This is a genomic window from Calothrix anomala FACHB-343 (assembly GCF_014696435.1).
Classification (GTDB): domain Bacteria; phylum Cyanobacteriota; class Cyanobacteriia; order Cyanobacteriales; family Nostocaceae; genus Aulosira; species Aulosira anomala_A.
Map to the genome: position 1 here is coordinate 192,374 of NZ_JACJQG010000003.1, position 16,837 is coordinate 209,210.

Below are 16,837 nucleotides of genomic sequence, written 5' to 3' on the forward strand. Positions count from 1 at the left end.
GGTAACCTGTAATTGGATAAAAAGTTACAGCCATAAGGTGCATAGAACGGAGATGAAGTCTGTTGTAGATGTTTCTGATTCTCGATTGAATACTCCCGATACTCCACCAGTAGTATTAACTTCAGAGTTGCGTAAGGTCTACCGTACTGGCTTTTGGATGCAGCAAAAAGTTCTATCGCTCAAAAGTTGCTCTTTGATTGTTTACCCAGGAGAAACTTTTGGCTTATTGGGGCCTAATGGTGCTGGTAAAACAACTCTGTTAAAACTACTACTAGGAATTATCCGTCCGACTTCTGGGCGGGGGTTATTGCTGGGTAAACCACTGGGCGATCGCAGTGTGAAGCAATATATTGGTTATCTGCCGGAAAATCCTTATTTATATGACTATCTCACAGGCTGGGAATTTTTGCAGTTAGCAGCCGGACTATTTCAAATTCCCCAAAATATCCAACGTCAACGCATTCCTGAACTATTAGAATTAGTCGGGTTATCTTTAGTCGATGCACGTAAAAAACAAATGCGTCGCTATTCTAAAGGAATGTTACAGCGTGTGGGCATGGCACAGGCATTAATTAACGATCCCAAGTTAATATTTTTGGATGAACCGATGTCTGGTCTCGATCCGATGGGACGCTACCAAATGCGGGAAATTATCTTAAAATTGAAAGCTGAAGGGAAGACAATTTTTTTCAATAGCCATATTCTCAGTGAAGTAGAACAAATTTGCGATCGCGTCGCCATTCTTTCTCAAGGGGAACTAATTTGCACTGGTTCCTTCTCAGAACTTTTAGGTAATTCCACTGCCTATCACATTAAAGGTCAAGGCGGCGATGTAGAATTTCTTCAACAATGGATACCCAACATAACCTTTAAAGCTGATAATTCTTGGCAAGGTATATTACCACAAGATAATTACTACGATTTTCTCACCAACCTCCGCATGACAGGCGCTCAAATCCTGGCTATGAATTTGTCTCGTCCTTCCTTAGAAGAGTTCTTTATCCAACAAATTCAACAAAAAAAATCATTCTCTTAAATAATTTCACTGACTAAAAAATTAACTCTTACCTCATTCTTTGCGTACCTCCGCGTTTGAATTTACCTGAAAATCCCATCAGCCAACAACATTAATTTCTATCCCGACGCAAAAAGTCACTTCAATCATGAGGATATTGACAAGATTCCTAGATTTAAGTGACTTTAGGTTTAAACGAACTTTTTGACACTCCCCTGCCTGATTAAATTTTGCTACGCTCATTTAATCGGAAAGGTAGGGGATTCTTGGTTCGTCCAGCAAGCCGTAAACCTTTGTGTCCCTATTCCCAACGCTGTTGGTACACGGGCAGTACTTAACCAAGCATCCGCTACTACTGTACGAAATGCCGAGCCAATTCACAAAAGACCTAGAGGGCATCTGTCCCCAAGCTTTCAGGTAGTAAGGGCGGGTTCACCAATATTCTCGCTGATTAACGACAATCTGAATAAACCCGCCCCTACGAGAGTGCCTTAAGAGTCTGTTTCTCTGTTTTCCCTATGTTCTCCTGTGCCCCAGGATACATTGTGTTTTCAATTGTTTTCTTTTCTAGGTTCACGCGCAACTTGTTAGGTTATGACTGGGTTTTTCAGGTGGACTTTCCCTACCCACCGAGCATTACTACTTTCTAGCCAGTCGTGTGGAGACACCCCAGATTTGTATAGTCACGTGCTAGCGGTTTTTCAGCCTGTACTCTATCTTTAGATATACGTACAATCCACTGTATATGTCAAGGACTAAAAAACTAGAAATTCGCGCTAGCAATACGAACTGATGCAACTACAGCAGGAGGCACAGAAGCAGGGATTTTCTATGGCTGATTTGCTCAGAAAGTATATTTCTAGACTGCCAAAGACAAAGATTGATGGCAATTAAAATTGCCTTTGGCACTACATCCAAGGTCTAAAGACACGGGGATGTAGTGCCTATCGGAAAGTTTTATAAAAAATTTAAACCTGCTAAATAAATACTGCTCCGGAAGGTCAAGTTTTTCTAAGAAAATAAAAATGTTAGAGAGCTTGAATAATTCAGTATAGTCACGATTAGAATGTTTAGACAGTACTTTAGCAATTGTAGTTTCAGAATATCGGGTAAATATGCTTAATACAGGTTTGCTGAAAATCCTCATCCAATCAAGTCTGGGTGTGGTCTTTTTAACGGCTGTCAATGTTGCTGCGCCATCTGCCAGCCTAGCTCAGCGACAACCAGTATCACAGATTCCACCGACAACAACACCAGCAGCATCAGCACCTATAGATACAAACTATACATTAGGTGGGGGCGACCTCATCCGTGTAAACGTATTTGAAGTACCAGAATATACTGGGGAATACCAAATTCCTCCTGGTGGCTCGATTAATTTACCTTTAATTGGTAGTGTTTCAGTTCTAGGACTAACTACCGAACAAGCTGCTGACGAAATTTCTCAAAGATACAGCCGCTATTTGAAACGTCCCCTGATTTCTGTAAATCTGTTGTCACCTCGGCCGATTAATATTTTTGTGGCGGGAGAAGTAACGCGCCCTGGTGCTTACACTCTCAGTTTACAGGGAGGTGCGGGAAATAATCCTGGTGTTCAATACCCAACTGTATTAGCAGCCCTGACCACAGCTCAAGGGGTGACATTAGCAGCAGATGTCACTCAAGTGCAATTGCGCCGGAAGTTAGGACGCAATGGCGAGCAAACAGTCACCCTGAATTTGAAAGAGCTGATCCAAACAGGTAGAATCGGGCAAGATATTACCTTGCGGGATGGAGACACAATTGTTGTGCCCACAGCCACTACCTTTAACGTAGCAGAAGCACGCAATTTGTTTGCCGCTAACTTTGCCGCCGATCCTTCCAGACCACGCACAGTTGCGATTATTGGTGAAGTTAACCGTCCTGGCTCTTATATGGTGACACCAGGTTCCACCACAGGGGGAGAAGGGGGAGCAGCTGGTACTGGTTTACCCACTTTAACTAGAGCGATTCAACTGGCTGGGGGGATTACAGCACAAGCTGATATTCGCAGTCTCAAGCTACGCCGTCCTACCAGAACTGGCTCAGAACAAACTATAGATGTTAATCTCTGGCAATTATTACAGAGTGGGGATGTCAATCAAGATGTGATTGTCCAAGATGGTGACACCATTGTTGTACCTACAGCCACCGAAATTAACCCAGCAGAAGCGACTCAATTAGCTAGTACTACTTTATCTCCTACCAGCATTCAAGTGGGTGTGGTCGGCGAAGTGAAAAAACCAGGAGCTGTGGAACTCAAACCGAATAGTTCCTTAAATCAGGCTTTATTGGCTGCTGGTGGCTTTAACGATGCAAGAGCAAAAAGCGGTGCTGTAGACTTGATTCGCCTTAACCCCAATGGTTCTGTAACTAAGCGTGTTGTACAAGTAGATTTCTCTCAGGGAATTAACGAAAAAACTAATCCTATCCTCCGCAATAATGATGTGGTGGTAGTCAGCCGTAACGGTACAGCTAGGACTGGTGATACCTTGGGTGTATTGTTCAATCCTATCGGTGCTGTTTTGGGTATTCTCAGAACGATATTTAGCGGATTTTAGATCTGGCGTGCAACTGGGGGTATTAGTTGATATTTCTACCCCCAGAAGGCAACAAAAACAACACTTTACTAGTCAAGGTTATGCGTTATGATTGGTAACTCATAGCTAATGGCTAATATGCTTTTTAAACTAGGCAGACAGCAACGTAAAATCTCTTGGGTGCAAGGGTTACTGTGTAGCATAACCATTGCTCTGAGTTGGGGTATGGCAACACCTGCTACTTTTGCCGCCCAAAAGGTGAATATTAAGTTAGGGCCATTTCAGCAATCAATTGCGATCGCCGATTTGGAAACATTTGCCAAAACAGGTAAACTACCCCAAAATCTCCAAGTTTTTGGCCCTTTATTAACTCCCCAAATCCGCGAATTAATGACTCGTCGTCTGGAGGTAGATCCAGAAATAGCCGATAAATTCTTTGATGATTTAGTGCGATCGCCTCAAGGTCAACAATTAATTGCTTCTTTGGGAGCAGCTATCCCTGGTAGTACTGTAGAAGGTTTGCAAGCCGCACTCAATTTATCTTTGCGTCAAGTTAATGGTTTGAGTTTCTTGGGCTTGTTACGGGCTTACCCCGGAGAAACTGTAACAGTAGATGCCAGTAAAGCCGTAGAAATAGCTATAGCCTTAAACACAAATTACCTTGAAAGTCAAGCTTTAAGCACTTTATTAGCAAGAGATTTATTTGTTAAAAATACTACATTTAATCCCAGCTTCGATCCGGCAGTAATTGGTAAACAAGTAGTACAGCAACAAACCCTAACTTTACAAGACCAACAACGTAAAAGAACGATTCCTGTAGATATTTATTGGAGTCAAGGTAAGACACAATCACCACTAGTGGTATTTTCTCACGGTTTTGGGGCTAATAGACGATTTTTTGCTTATTTAGCTCGCCATCTCGCCTCCTATGGGGTAACGGTAGCAGCAATTGAACATCCAGATAGTCAAATTACTGCAATTAATCGTAACTCTCCACCAGATAATTTAGCTCAACTGCTAGCGCCGAGAGAATTTATTGAACGACCAAAAGATATTAGTTTTTTACTCGACGAATTAGCCAAGCGCAACAATCAGCCAGGAGAATTACAAGGAAAATTCACCACTGATAATGTAACTGTTATCGGTCATTCTTTGGGCGGGTATACAGCTTTAGCATTGTTAGGGGGAGAAGTTGACTTACAAGCTGTGCGCGAATTCTGTCAAAATTCCCTCTCCTTTAACCAAGCGCCGGGAGATTGGTTACAATGTGCTGCTGCTCCCTTAACAGAGAAAAAACTACAGTTGAGAGATGAAAGAGTTAAAAGTGCGATCGCATTTAATCCTTTAATCGGTAAACTCTTTGGCGATAATGGTCTCAATCAAGTTACCCAACCAGTATTATTTTTAACTAGCACAGAAGATTCTCTCACCCCAGCACTCAAGCACCAAATCCAGCCCTTTGCCCAACTCCGTGGTAATAAATATTTAGTGACGGCTATCGGTGGTACGCACTTAAGTATTAGCGATCCTGCCTATAGCATGAGTCAGGTAACTACCATTGTCAAAGAAAAGCGCGGTACAGAAACCAATTCCCTGCGTCAATTAACTCGTGGCGTTACCTTGGCGTTTGTCAAACAATCAACGCCAGAAGCGAAGCTATATCAACAATTTCTTACCCCAGCTTACGCCCAATCCTTGTCTACATCAGAAATACCTCTACGGCTAAATTCTGATTTACCAGGAAGTATCAAAACTTGGCTGAGTTTAACAGCAAATCCCGATTTAGGACATTTGAATGCAGCTTTTGCCGAATTAATTTTAAAACCTACCTCATTAGCTAGTGCGATCGCTAATTTTGCAACTTAGCATGTTTTGAAAATGGGCATTGGGCATTGGGCATTGGGCATTGGGCATTGGGAATGTATTGCCCACCATATCGGGGTTTCGGTGGGCAATGCCCTAACTACAAATACGGTTATTTTTTCACCAAATCAAATCGGATTCCTATTCCTATATACAGCAGATTGCAAATTGGTGAGGTACAGATAATCGTTGATTGTAGGGGCACTGGCACTGCCATGCCCCGAAGCGCGTACCTCATTTACCTGAAATACACTTTCTTTGAAATTTCAACAATTGATGAAGTGTCTCAGGAATTAGATGAAAGGTGTTTCAATACCAATTTGTTTCAATCCCTCATAGGGATTATTTGAAATTTCAACTATTTGAATACACTTACTGCACTGAAGTACAAACTAGTTTCAATCCCTCATAGGGATTATTTGAAATTTCAACATCGATTTAGAAGCTGCGAAACTTAATTTTAGGAGTTTCAATCCCTCATAGGGATTATTTGAAATTTCAACTAAACCATCATTGAGAGTGTTTAGAGGTTTCTCTGTTTCAATCCCTCATAGGGATTATTTGAAATTTCAACAAGAGGGCGATCGCCTATGGGGTGGATTAAAGCACGTTTCAATCCCTCATAGGGATTATTTGAAATTTCAACCTTATCTAGTCCTATATTGCTAGGCTTCTCAATGTGTTTCAATCCCTCATAGGGATTATTTGAAATTTCAACTCAAGCTTTTGATTAATTCCGTCTCGTACATCTTCTGTTTCAATCCCTCATAGGGATTATTTGAAATTTCAACAGAGGGTGTAACAACTAAGTTTTTATAACTCGCGTTTCAATCCCTCATAGGGATTATTTGAAATTTCAACAAAATCTACATTATTATCAACAACAATATTCTCGTTTCAATCCCTCATAGGGATTATTTGAAATTTCAACCCAATACTCGGTATATAAGACTAAAGATATAATTGTTTCAATCCCTCATAGGGATTATTTGAAATTTCAACGTGCTTAGTGCCCACACTCCGGTTGTAGTAGATAGTTTCAATCCCTCATAGGGATTATTTGAAATTTCAACGTTTAGCAGCAGTATCAATATTTCTTGCAAAATCGTTTCAATCCCTCATAGGGATTATTTGAAATTTCAACCGCAGGCTTGAGAACTGCTGAATATGCTTTTCAAGTTTCAATCCCTCATAGGGATTATTTGAAATTTCAACATTAGTGCGGCTATTACCAGTAGGAGAATCCTAAATGTTTCAATCCCTCATAGGGATTATTTGAAATTTCAACCTGAACGAATTAAAAATGATTGTCAAACCAGTGCAAGTTTCAATCCCTCATAGGGATTATTTGAAATTTCAACGCGCATCCCTAATTGTGTAGTTGTTAAGGTCTTTGTTTCAATCCCTCATAGGGATTATTTGAAATTTCAACATTAGCATTTCCTGAGATTCAGAAGCACAAGAAAAGTTTCAATCCCTCATAGGGATTATTTGAAATTTCAACCTTCTTGCGGGTTCGAGTTATTCGCCCCTGGAAATGTTTCAATCCCTCATAGGGATTATTTGAAATTTCAACTGCGGAAGCTTCAAAGTCAAGTTATATGGAGTTTTCAAGGTTCGGCAGCGCGGATGGAGTAATCATAACATGCAAAATAGAGAACTAGCAAACCCAAAATGACTGAAAGTCTCTCTGCATAAGGCGCGCGAGTGCATCAATAGTAATTAAACGTTAAAAATCTGACAGATAAAGAGTTTCAGCAATTTTTCTGCAAGGTTCTTGTTTTACACCTACCCCTTCGCGCATTCTGCCAAAAAAACTTTGGCTGTAGACACATGGGAGACTTCCAGACTTCCTGCCCCCTACTCCCTACCAAAACAGAGATAGCTTGCCAGGATGTAAGCAAGATGCTTTAATAGCGGGTGCATTCAGCCACATTGGTCTGATTGTAGCAAACCAGCTGCAATGGGTGAACCAATGTTTAAGTTGATGTTTAAAAAATTACAAACTCAAAACATTAGACTTAGAGATAGGACAAGATAGTACCATGTCCTTTAAACTAAAATTTCTCCAAAAGCAAGCGTAGGAGCATCTATGGAGCCAATCATTGCTATAGTCTTTGCACTTATAGGTTACGCCTTAGGATCGGCAAAGTTAATTAACCAGGGTAATGTCGCCTTGGTGGAAAGATTAGGGCGGTATCACCGCAAACTTAATCCGGGGTTGAACTTTATTGTTCCCTTGGTGGATCAGATTGTCATGGAAGATACTACCAGAGAGCAATATATCGACATTAAGCCCCAGAATGTAATCACTAAAGATAATATTTATCTAGAAGTTGATGCTATTCTCTATTGGCGGATTAAAGATATAGAAAAGAGCTTTTACGCCATTGATGATTTGCAAGGCGCGTTGGTACAGTTAGCTCACACCACACTCCGAGAAATTATTGCGCAGAATACTGTCGAAGAAACTAATGTTTCTCGCCGGGAAATGGATAAAGCCATTTTAGACCAGTTAAATGATACAACTGGAGGTTGGGGCGTGGAAATTATCCGCTTGGATATTCAGCGCATTACCCCACCAGAAAGTGTACGCAAGTCAATGGAAGAAGAACGCGCCGCCGAAATTAAAAAACGGGCGCTGATTTCGGAAGCAGAAGGAGAACGGCAAGCGGCAATTAAGAAAGCTGAAGGAACTATGACTTCTATGCAGATAATTGCCGAAGCTTTGCGTACCAATCCTGAAAGTAAAGATATTCTGCGTTATTTAGTAGCTCAAGACTATATCAATGCTAGCTACAGATTAGGCGAAAGCCCCAATGCTAAAGTTGTCTTTGTCGATCCTGGCACAGGTAGTGACTTGATGAAAGAGGTGATTGCTGAATCAACTAGTCATGAAGGCAATGGCAATGGTGGTTAGTCTGGTGCTGAATGCCGATATATGGCATCAGTTACCAGCAAGACATCGCGCATTTCTTTGACATCATGAACGCGGAGGATATCAGCGCCATGAAAAATCGCCGCACAGCAAGCCGCAGCTGTTCCCCAGACTCGTGCTTTGGCATCTGGTTGATTTAAAATTCGGCCGATGAAACTTTTACGGGATGGCCCTACTAAAATAGGGCATTTTAATGTTTTTAATGACTGCAAGCGGCGAAATATTTCTAAATTTTGCTCATAATTCTTAGCAAAACCAATACCAGGATCGATTATAATTTTCTGCTGGTCAATGCCTACAGCCGTTGCAGCAGTAATTTGCTGTGCGAGAAAGTTATAAATTTCTGCCATTAAATCTTGATAATCAGTTTGTTGTTGCATATTCTGCGGATTTCCCCGGATGTGCATCAACACTATTGGCACTCCCAAGTTAGCTACTGTGGGTAACATTTGCGGATCGAAGGTGCCACCAGAAATATCATTAATTAAATCAGCACCAATAGCTACAGATGCTTTTGCTACTTCTGCTCTAGTTGTATCTACGGAAACAGGTAGATCAATTTCTGAGCGCAGGGCTTGCACAACTGGAAGAACGCGCTGCAATTCTTCTTCCAGCGTGATTTGCTCTGCCCCTGGGCGAGTAGATTGTCCGCCGACATCAATAATATCTGCACCAGCAGCTACTAGTGCTTTCGCTTGGGCTACAGCTCCATGAAGATTATTAAATTCCCCGCCATCGCTAAAGCTATCGGGCGTAACATTTAACACGCCCATGAGGTAAGTCTGCTGTCCCCATTGGAAACAGCGTCCCCGGAGTATGAGGTTATTTGGTATGTTGGGCATTGGGCATTAGGCAAGGGACTAGGGGCTAGGGGCTAGGGACTAGGGGAGAAGGAATACAAATGACAAATGACAAATGACCATTGACTATTGACTATTGACTATTGACCATTGACAAATCACCAATACCCCATGCCCCATGCCCCATGCCCATTATTTATAATTGACAATTCTGGCGAAACTGTCAGCTTCGAGGCTAGCGCCGCCGACGAGGACGCCATCGATTTCTGGTTGAGCCATAATTTCATCAATATTATTGGGCTTAACTGAGCCACCATATTGAATGGAAACGTTGGCATTGGTCAACTGGCTACGAATGATGCCAATGACACGATTTGCTTCTGTGGCTTCACAAGTGTCACCTGTGCCAATTGCCCAGATGGGTTCGTAAGCAATTACTAAGTTATCTTGATTGACATCTACTAGACCTTTCTCTAGCTGACTGATAATCAAGGATTCGGTTTTGCCATGATCTCGTTGTTCTTTGGTTTCACCTACACAGAGAATGGGGGTAAGACCATATTTCTGTGCAGCTTTTAACCGGAGGTTAACGGTTGCGTCTGTTTCGCCAAAATATTGTCTGCGTTCGCTGTGACCTACAATGACAAAGCGCACCCCGATTTCTGTCAGCATGGGGCCAGAAATTTCACCTGTGTAGGCTCCATTTTCTTCCCAGTGGACGTTTTGCGCGCCCAGTTGAACGCGGCTACCATGCAAATACTTGGACAATATGCTTAAGTCGGTGAAAGGAGGACACAGTAATACTTCGCGATTGTCTGGTGTCTCCTCTAGGTGAGGCAAAAATCCGCGTAAAAACTCTTCGGATTCTGCCTGGGTTTTGAACATTTTCCAGTTACCGGCAATAACTATTTTCCGCACAGGTGATTTAGTCAAGTTCCTAACGCTATTTAGATGCATTTTTCAATGTACTACTTTTTCGGACAATCCTATTCCCTGAACCTTTAAACTACCTATTAGGATATTAAATTCTCAGTGCGTGGCTTGATTTTTGTGATATTTGTGACTTTGTATGGCTTGCGGATAATAATGAATTTTCAGCCAGGAATGTTTAATTATGCAAGGGTGCGAGCTGTGATGGTAACTTGGGGATGCGATCGCACTTTTTCACTTATTTCATTTTATCTCAAACAAAAAATACTTGCTGCATAAGTGAATGTACGGTGAATGAGCGATCGCACAGAATTTCCAGGCTAATATTTTCACTCTGCTGAAAACGTTAGGCTAGAAATACATTTGCTAGCTATAAAAATCTCTAACTATGCCCTACAGTCAATTTACCATTGAAAAAGTGAAACAAGATTTTCACCTCAATACTGTAGAGGGAGTACGCTTTTTTCCTGACTCGCTCCAACCTATACAACCTAGTCCCAGACTGCAAGCTATTTTAGAAGATTTACCTTGGGCGATCGCAGTGGATACGGAAAAAGCTCGTTCTGAGGTAATTATTAATCCCGTATTGCTAGAAGTGCGACGCATCCTCAAGGCTTCAATTAGCGTCTTTTCTGGGGAGGAATTTAACGTTGACGCCAGTATCGGGTTGAATGGTGTATGTGATTTTTTAATCAGTCGTTCTCCCGAACAGTTAACAGTGGAAGCACCTGCGATTGTAATTGTTGAGGCGAAAAAATCTGATTTAAAATCGGGAATTGGACAATGTATGGCGGAAATGGTAGCTGCAAAAAGATTCAATGAAGCTAAAGGACAATCGATTACAGCAGTTTACGGTACAGTCAGCAGTGGTACGCAATGGCGATTTCTGAAGCTGGAAGGACAAACTGTCACCATTGATTTAACCGATTATCCGCTTCCACCGTTAGAAACTGTTCTGAGTTTTTTGGTGTGGATGGTGAAAGCAGGGTGAAGCAGGAATAGTGTGTTTTTCTCTGCTAACTCTTGCTAAAACACATTAGGATCGGAATTGAGTTGTGAAGGTAGGCAGGAGGAGAAAGAAAATAACTTTATTTATTAAACCGCATTAGACGCGAAGCGGCTTCCCTCAGGGTAGACGCCAAGAACGCCTTCTCTGCGAGAGGCTTCCGCCAACGCGCAGCGTCTCCCCTTGGGAGAAGAATTCTGAAATTGTGTATAAGTCATATAGAACTGATGCACAAACTACGGAAGAAACGAACCACGAAGACACGAAGGACACGAAGAAATAAGAGTTTCAAAGGTATTTTGCGTAACTTCTGTCATAGATATTTATTCTTTTATTCCCTTCTGCCCTCTGCCCTCTGCCCTCTGCCTTTTAATAAACCATGACTTCGATATTGCCCGAACCTCATCACAGCAATTCACCCAACTGGGAGGAAGAATTAGATAGTGCCATTTTTAGTTTTGAAGATATTCAAACAGAACTCAACTATAAACGGGCACAAACGGCGTTACGTAATTTAGTAGCTAATCTCGACCTCTCCCCCCAAGAAAAACGGGGTTTAGAGACAGAAATTGACGATTTGGAAACCATGCTGGGAAAATTAGACCGCATGGTACTGCAAATTGCTGCTTTTGGCATGGTGGGACGGGGGAAATCTTCGCTATTGAATGCTTTAGTGGGACAACCTGTGTTTGAAACCGGGCCTTTACATGGTGTAACTCGCGATGCACAAACGGTTAACTGGAGTATTAGCGAAGAGTTAATTGGTGAAACTGAAAGGGCTTTGCGGGTAACTTTACCTGCTGGGGGTCAATCGCAGGTAGAATTAATCGACACGCCGGGATTAGATGAAATTGATGGCGATACCCGTACAGCTTTAGCGGAACAGGTGGCAAAACAGGCAGATTTGATTCTGTTTGTGATTTCTGGGGATATGACAAAGTTAGAACATCAGGCGCTTTCTCAGTTGCGGGAAGCTGGTAAACCAATCATTCTAGTGTTTAACAAGGTAGACCAGTATCCCGAAGCGGATCGGATGGCAATTTATCATAAAATTCGGGATGAGCGGGTAAAGGAATTAGTCTCGCCTTTAGAAATTGTCATGGCGGCGGCTTCACCATTGGTAAAAACTGCGGTGATGCGGGCTGATGGTAGTCGGGGGATTCAGTTACGCACAGGGAATGCCCAAATTGATGAACTAAAGCTGAAAATATTAGAAATTCTTCAGCGTGAAGGTAAGGCGTTAGTGGCTTTAAATACTATGCTTTACGCGGATGTGGTGAATGAGCAACTAGTCCAGCGTAAACTGATGATTCGCGAACAGAATGCCAATCAGCTAATTTGGAAAGCGGTGATGACTAAGGCATTAGCGATCGCACTTAATCCGGTAACTGTTGTTGATATACTGAGTAGCATTGCTATCGATATTTTTCTGATTTTGGGATTATCTAAGCTTTACGGTATTCCCATGACTGAAGCCGGGGCTGTACAATTACTGCAAAAAATTGCCTTGAGTATGGGCGGTATTGGTGTCAGTGAACTCTTGGCTAATTTAGGTTTGAGTGGGTTAAAAACAATACTGGGGATTTCGGCAACGGCAACAGCAGGTGTAGCTATCGGCCCTTATATTTCCGTAGCTGTTACCCAAGCTGGGGTTGCTGGTGTTTCTTCCTATGGAATTGGACAGGTAACTAAAGCTTATTTAGCTAATGGCGCAACTTGGGGGCCTGACGGGCCAAAAGCGGTCATTAGTCAGATTTTATCAACTTTGGATGAGACTTCCATTCTCAACCGCATTAAAGAAGAATTAAAGCTGAAGGTGAAATTAAAGAATTGAAAAGTGCGATCGCATTATTCCAAATTAGGTATCGTTAAGTAACACATCGCCAAACTTTAACTGTCATATCGCGGCTACCACTAACCAGGGTTTTACCATCGGGACTGAAAGCCAAACAGTTAACCCAGTCGGTATGATGAGCTAAAGTATAAAGCTGTTGTCCTGTTTTCACATGCCATATTCTCACAGTATGGTCGGCGCTACCGCTAGCTAAATAATCACCATCAGGACTAAAAGCCACAGCCCAAATATAACTGTGATGTCCGGCGAGGGTGTTAATTATTTTAGCTGTACTGGGATTCCATAGCTTGAGAGTTTGATCATAACTGCTACTGGCGATAATTTGCCCATCGGGACTAATGGCGACACCTGTTACCCAACTGGAATGTCCCACCAATGTCAGCAACAGTTTTTTACTTTTGACTTTCCAGATTTTAACAGTGCGATCGCCACTTCCACTAACTAATATATCCTGGTTAGGAGACATAGCCAGGGAATAAACTACATCAGCATGTCCTTTGAGAACTTGGAGTAATTGCCCCATAGCTATATGGGTAATTTTAATTGCACTATCTGTACCGCCGCTATACAGAGTTTGACCATCAGCACTAATAGCAACAGCAACTACAGGGGTTGAATGTACCTTAATTGTGTTGATTAATTTCCCTGTAGATACTTGCCAAATATTAATAGTGCCATCATTACTACCACTAACTAAAGTTTGACTATCTGGGCTAAAAGCTAGGCATCTGACCCATTTACTATGACCAGTTAAAGTATGTAATAATTGTCCTGTTTGCAAATGCCAAATTTTAACAGTTTTGTCACTAGTTCCACTAGCAATATATTGTCCATCTCGACTAATTGCTGCTGCTAAAACCCAACCTAAATGATTTAAAGTATTTACACATTTCCAAGGTGAACTTTGATTTTGTGAATCAGATGGCGGTGGCTTTGGTGATGATGTAGGTTGAGGCGGTTTAATTTTCTGTTGCAGTTCTAGTTTGGCAGCATTTTGTAAATCAGATTTAGCTCGATTTTCATAGCCTAATTTTGAGCAAGCTAAACCACGATATTTATAAGCTTCAAAGTAATTAGGATTGAGGCGAATTGCTTGGGTAAAATCTTCAATTGCTTCTGGATATTTGCCTTGTTGAGCATTTTTCATGCCGCGTTGATAGAAAGTTTCGGCATTAGATTGATAAGCATCAACCTTGATATCCTCTGTTGACGAAGATTTATTTGCAGATTGATTTATCGTCGCCTCTGCTGGATGAGACTTTAATTTATCGTAAGCTTGATTAATTTCTTTAATTTTTTCCTCTGCTACCAGCTTTTGCTGCGGTTCCAGAAAACTATCTGGATGCCAAATTTTGGCGAGACGGCGGTAAGCTTGCTTGATGTCTTGGGGTGATGCATCAGGTTTCAATTCCAGAATTTGGTAGGCACGATTGATATCAAAGCGCATACTGGGATATAGGTAGGTAACAGATTGAAACTATGCTTAGTATTCCCAGAAATTTACTTAATCTGACTGCTTCACGAAAAAGGGAAGAGTGTAATAGTTTTATCTTTGTTGCCGCTAGCTAACAGCTTACCATTGGGACTAAAGGCAACTGCATAAACATCACCATCGGGAGATGAAAAGGTAGAGATTTCTTTGGGATTATTTACTTGCCATACTTTGATTGTTTTGTCTTGACTACCACTGGCTATAATTTTGCCATTTGGATGAAAGGCGACAGAACAAACACGATCCAAATGTCCTGTAAAGGTGTGCAACTCTTGACCATTTTCTACATGCCATAACTTTATTGTTTTATCCCAACTACCACTGGCTAATGTTTTACCATCTGGACTAAAAGCCAGAGAATTAATTCCACCAAACCAGTCAGCATGACCAATAAGAGTTAAAGCTTTTTGTTTAGTCAAGTACCAAAGTTTAATAGTTTTATCATTACCAGCACCTCCAGTAGCTAAAATATTACCATCTGGGCTGAATGCAACACATAAAACATCATCTGTATGTCCCTTAAGTGAGTATAATTCTCTGCCTGTTTCCAACGACCACAATTTAACAGTTTTATCTTTACTGCTGCTAGCTAAAGTTTTGCCATCTGGGCTGAATGCAACAGAATAAACCTTGTCTTCATGTCCTGTGAATGTGCTAATTTCATTTCCGTTGTTCACATCCCATAATTAAATAGTTTTATCATCGTTAGCACTAGCTAATTTTTTGCCATCGGGACTAAAAGCTACTGAATTCACGCCTCCAAACCAGGAAGATTCTCTGAGTTTCAGGGTGCGAGATTCTTGATTAGCTAAATGCCAAATTTTTATAGTTTTGTCATCACTACCACTGGCTAGCATTTCCCCATTAGGACTAAAGACAACAGACTTTACTTTATCTGAATGTCCTTTCAGGCTGTGTACAAATATTAAATCTTGCATAGCAAATTAACGTATAAATTTACACTCACTCTATTGTAATAACCTTGTGCGCGAAATTGCGATCGCGATCGCTAAACCAACTCTATTGTGCATACTGGGAAATAGACAACACATTGAAACTATGCTGAGTATTCCCAAAAATCTCCTTGATATGACGCAAACACCCCATGCTGGTTACCATTGGGATGGAAGCGATCGCCGTTTTTTTGAAGGGTGGTATTATCGGGTTACTTTACCCGATTGTGGGCAAACTTTTGCTTTTATGTATTCTATTGAAGACCCTATCGGTAATCAACCTTATAGCGGTGGTGCAGCGCAAGTTTTAGGGGCGAATGATGAATATTTATGTCGGACTTTCCCGGATGTAAAAAAATTCTGGGCGAGTAAGGATGTGTTAGCTTTGGGTCATTGGGGACAAACAGATTTAACCACTAAACCTTTTTACCTTCTCCCCGCAGAGTTTGCCAGCCACATTCAACAAGGTTATCAAGCTACAGCGACTTTAAATCAGGGAATAATTAGCGATCCGGCTACTGGTAATTACTGCCGTTGGGAGTATGAAATAAAGCCCGTGTATTGCTGGGGTAATCATGGCAGTCTACAACAATCAACTGCGGGCTGGGTATCATTTTTGCAGATTTTTGAACCAGGCTGGCAGATTTTAATGGCTCATGGTTTGGCTAGCGGTTGGATTGATTGGAATGGGAAAATATATGAATTCACTAACGCCCCAGCTTATGGTGAGAAAAATTGGGGCGGTGCGTTTCCGCAAAAATGGTTTTGGTTAAATTGTAATAGCTTTGATGGCGAAGCAGATTTAGCATTAACCGCAGGGGGTGGCAGACGGGGTGTATTGTGGTGGATGGAATCTGTAGCGATGATTGGCTTGCATTATCAAGGTAGGTTTTATGAATTTGTACCTTGGAATTCACAAGTTACATGGAATATTCAGCCTTGGGGAAGATGGGAAATGCAAGGGAGAAATTCCCATTATGAAATTGAGTTAATTGGAACTACAGATTTACCGGGTACACCTTTACGTGCGCCAACGGCAGAGGGTTTAATTTACTGTTGTCGGGATACGATGCAAGGCAAATTAGAATTGCAATTGCGTGATGTTAGTGAAGGTAAATCTCAAATTATTCTCCAAGCACAAAGTTCTCTGTGTGGCGTAGAAGTTGGTGGTGGTTCTTGGGATGAGGCGTGGCAGTCTAGTTAGCAATACTGCTATTATTATATATGGTTGCTAATTGGGGCTGTAGCTCAGTTGGACAGAGCGAGCGCCTCCTAAGCGCTAGGCCGTGCGTTCGAGACGCACCAGTCCCGTAGATATCCTAAATCCCTGGAACCTATGAATGATAAAGGTTTTAGGGATTTATTTTTTGTCTTCATTGCTGAAATATAGTACATAAGCACTGTCTAGCATTTGTTAAACAACCCAA

At 41.6% G+C, this 16,837-nt stretch carries 12 protein-coding genes, 1 tRNA gene and 1 CRISPR repeat array; of the genes, 8 read left to right on the forward strand and 5 right to left on the reverse strand.

Annotated features, from left to right (window positions below; translation table 11 throughout):
- The first annotated feature begins 52 nt into the window (after positions 1 to 52).
- The 4 genes from H6G08_RS02640 (at position 53) to H6G08_RS02655 (ending at position 8,356) form a co-directional block, all read left to right on the forward strand.
- Positions 53 to 1,036 carry an ABC transporter ATP-binding protein gene (locus H6G08_RS02640; RefSeq protein WP_190538765.1) on the forward strand — a complete coding sequence of 328 codons (984 nt, stop codon included), beginning with the start codon at positions 53 to 55 and terminating at the stop codon, positions 1,034 to 1,036.
- Between the two features lie 1,094 nt (positions 1,037 to 2,130).
- Positions 2,131 to 3,594 carry an SLBB domain-containing protein gene (locus H6G08_RS02645; protein WP_190538739.1) on the forward strand — a complete coding sequence of 488 codons (1,464 nt, stop codon included), beginning with the start codon at positions 2,131 to 2,133 and terminating at the stop codon, positions 3,592 to 3,594.
- A gap of 117 nt (positions 3,595 to 3,711) precedes the next feature.
- Entirely contained in the window at positions 3,712 to 5,439 is a 1,728-nt protein-coding gene (locus H6G08_RS02650; protein ID WP_190538766.1) for an alpha/beta hydrolase, read from the forward strand.
- A 319-nt stretch (positions 5,440 to 5,758) separates the two neighbouring features.
- Positions 5,759 to 7,012: direct repeats of the CRISPR family, unit length 37 nt; unit sequence GTTTCAATCCCTCATAGGGATTATTTGAAATTTCAAC.
- Positions 7,013 to 7,528: 516 nt separating this feature from the next.
- Positions 7,529 to 8,356 carry an SPFH domain-containing protein gene (locus tag H6G08_RS02655; protein ID WP_190538740.1) on the forward strand — a complete coding sequence of 276 codons (828 nt, stop codon included), beginning with the start codon at positions 7,529 to 7,531 and terminating at the stop codon, positions 8,354 to 8,356.
- Here the strand turns inward: H6G08_RS02655 and folP are convergent.
- Both folP and tpiA read right to left on the reverse strand, forming a co-directional pair.
- On the reverse strand, positions 8,353 to 9,216 hold the full coding sequence (folP, locus tag H6G08_RS02660; protein ID WP_199322327.1) for a dihydropteroate synthase: 864 nt from the start codon (positions 9,214 to 9,216) through the stop codon (positions 8,353 to 8,355). The genes H6G08_RS02655 and folP overlap by 4 nt on opposite strands.
- 150 nt (positions 9,217 to 9,366) lie before the next feature.
- Positions 9,367 to 10,092: a triose-phosphate isomerase gene (gene tpiA, locus H6G08_RS02665; RefSeq protein WP_190538768.1), complete on the reverse strand. Its 726-nt coding sequence runs from the start codon at positions 10,090 to 10,092 to the stop codon at positions 9,367 to 9,369.
- Positions 10,093 to 10,492: 400 nt separating this feature from the next.
- Between tpiA and H6G08_RS02670 the strand changes: the two genes are divergently transcribed.
- Together H6G08_RS02670 and H6G08_RS02675 are read left to right on the forward strand one after the other, a co-directional pair.
- Positions 10,493 to 11,095, forward strand: coding sequence for a hypothetical protein (locus tag H6G08_RS02670; protein WP_190538741.1), 603 nt, complete (start codon positions 10,493 to 10,495; stop codon positions 11,093 to 11,095).
- A gap of 394 nt (positions 11,096 to 11,489) precedes the next feature.
- On the forward strand, positions 11,490 to 12,944 hold the full coding sequence (locus H6G08_RS02675) for a GTP-binding protein (RefSeq protein WP_190538742.1): 1,455 nt from the start codon (positions 11,490 to 11,492) through the stop codon (positions 12,942 to 12,944).
- A 34-nt stretch (positions 12,945 to 12,978) separates the two neighbouring features.
- On the opposite strand, the gene H6G08_RS02680 is transcribed toward H6G08_RS02675, so the two are convergent.
- The 3 genes from H6G08_RS02680 to H6G08_RS38480 form a co-directional block, all read right to left on the reverse strand.
- Positions 12,979 to 14,412, reverse strand: coding sequence for a WD40 domain-containing protein (locus H6G08_RS02680; protein WP_190538743.1), 1,434 nt, complete (start codon positions 14,410 to 14,412; stop codon positions 12,979 to 12,981).
- A 71-nt stretch (positions 14,413 to 14,483) separates the two neighbouring features.
- Entirely contained in the window at positions 14,484 to 15,134 is a 651-nt protein-coding gene (locus H6G08_RS02685) for a WD40 repeat domain-containing protein (protein WP_313940973.1), read from the reverse strand.
- A 9-nt stretch (positions 15,135 to 15,143) separates the two neighbouring features.
- Positions 15,144 to 15,395 carry a WD40 repeat domain-containing protein gene (locus H6G08_RS38480; protein WP_313940975.1) on the reverse strand — a complete coding sequence of 84 codons (252 nt, stop codon included), beginning with the start codon at positions 15,393 to 15,395 and terminating at the stop codon, positions 15,144 to 15,146.
- Between the two features lie 121 nt (positions 15,396 to 15,516).
- On the opposite strand from H6G08_RS38480, the gene H6G08_RS02690 reads away from it, so the two are divergent.
- On the forward strand, positions 15,517 to 16,614 hold the full coding sequence (locus tag H6G08_RS02690) for a tocopherol cyclase family protein (RefSeq protein ID WP_190538769.1): 1,098 nt from the start codon (positions 15,517 to 15,519) through the stop codon (positions 16,612 to 16,614).
- Between the two features lie 33 nt (positions 16,615 to 16,647).
- Positions 16,648 to 16,721, forward strand: a tRNA-Arg gene (locus tag H6G08_RS02695).
- Positions 16,722 to 16,837 lie beyond the last annotated feature (116 nt).

Excerpts from the sequence above, each read along its gene's own strand:
- H6G08_RS02640 (WP_190538765.1), top strand. The coding sequence starts at position 53 with ATGAAGTCTGTTGTAGATGTTTCTGATTCTCGATTGAATACTCCCGAT.
- H6G08_RS02645 (WP_190538739.1), top strand. The coding sequence starts at position 2,131 with ATGCTTAATACAGGTTTGCTGAAAATCCTCATCCAATCAAGTCTGGGT.
- H6G08_RS02650 (WP_190538766.1), top strand. The coding sequence starts at position 3,712 with ATGCTTTTTAAACTAGGCAGACAGCAACGTAAAATCTCTTGGGTGCAA.
- H6G08_RS02655 (WP_190538740.1), top strand. The coding sequence starts at position 7,529 with ATGGAGCCAATCATTGCTATAGTCTTTGCACTTATAGGTTACGCCTTA.
- folP (WP_199322327.1), bottom strand. The coding sequence starts at position 9,216 with ATGCCCAACATACCAAATAACCTCATACTCCGGGGACGCTGTTTCCAA.
- H6G08_RS02670 (WP_190538741.1), top strand. The coding sequence starts at position 10,493 with ATGCCCTACAGTCAATTTACCATTGAAAAAGTGAAACAAGATTTTCAC.
- H6G08_RS02675 (WP_190538742.1), top strand. The coding sequence starts at position 11,490 with ATGACTTCGATATTGCCCGAACCTCATCACAGCAATTCACCCAACTGG.
- H6G08_RS02680 (WP_190538743.1), bottom strand. The coding sequence starts at position 14,412 with ATGCGCTTTGATATCAATCGTGCCTACCAAATTCTGGAATTGAAACCT.
- H6G08_RS38480 (WP_313940975.1), bottom strand. The coding sequence starts at position 15,395 with ATGCAAGATTTAATATTTGTACACAGCCTGAAAGGACATTCAGATAAA.
- H6G08_RS02690 (WP_190538769.1), top strand. The coding sequence starts at position 15,517 with ATGCTGAGTATTCCCAAAAATCTCCTTGATATGACGCAAACACCCCAT.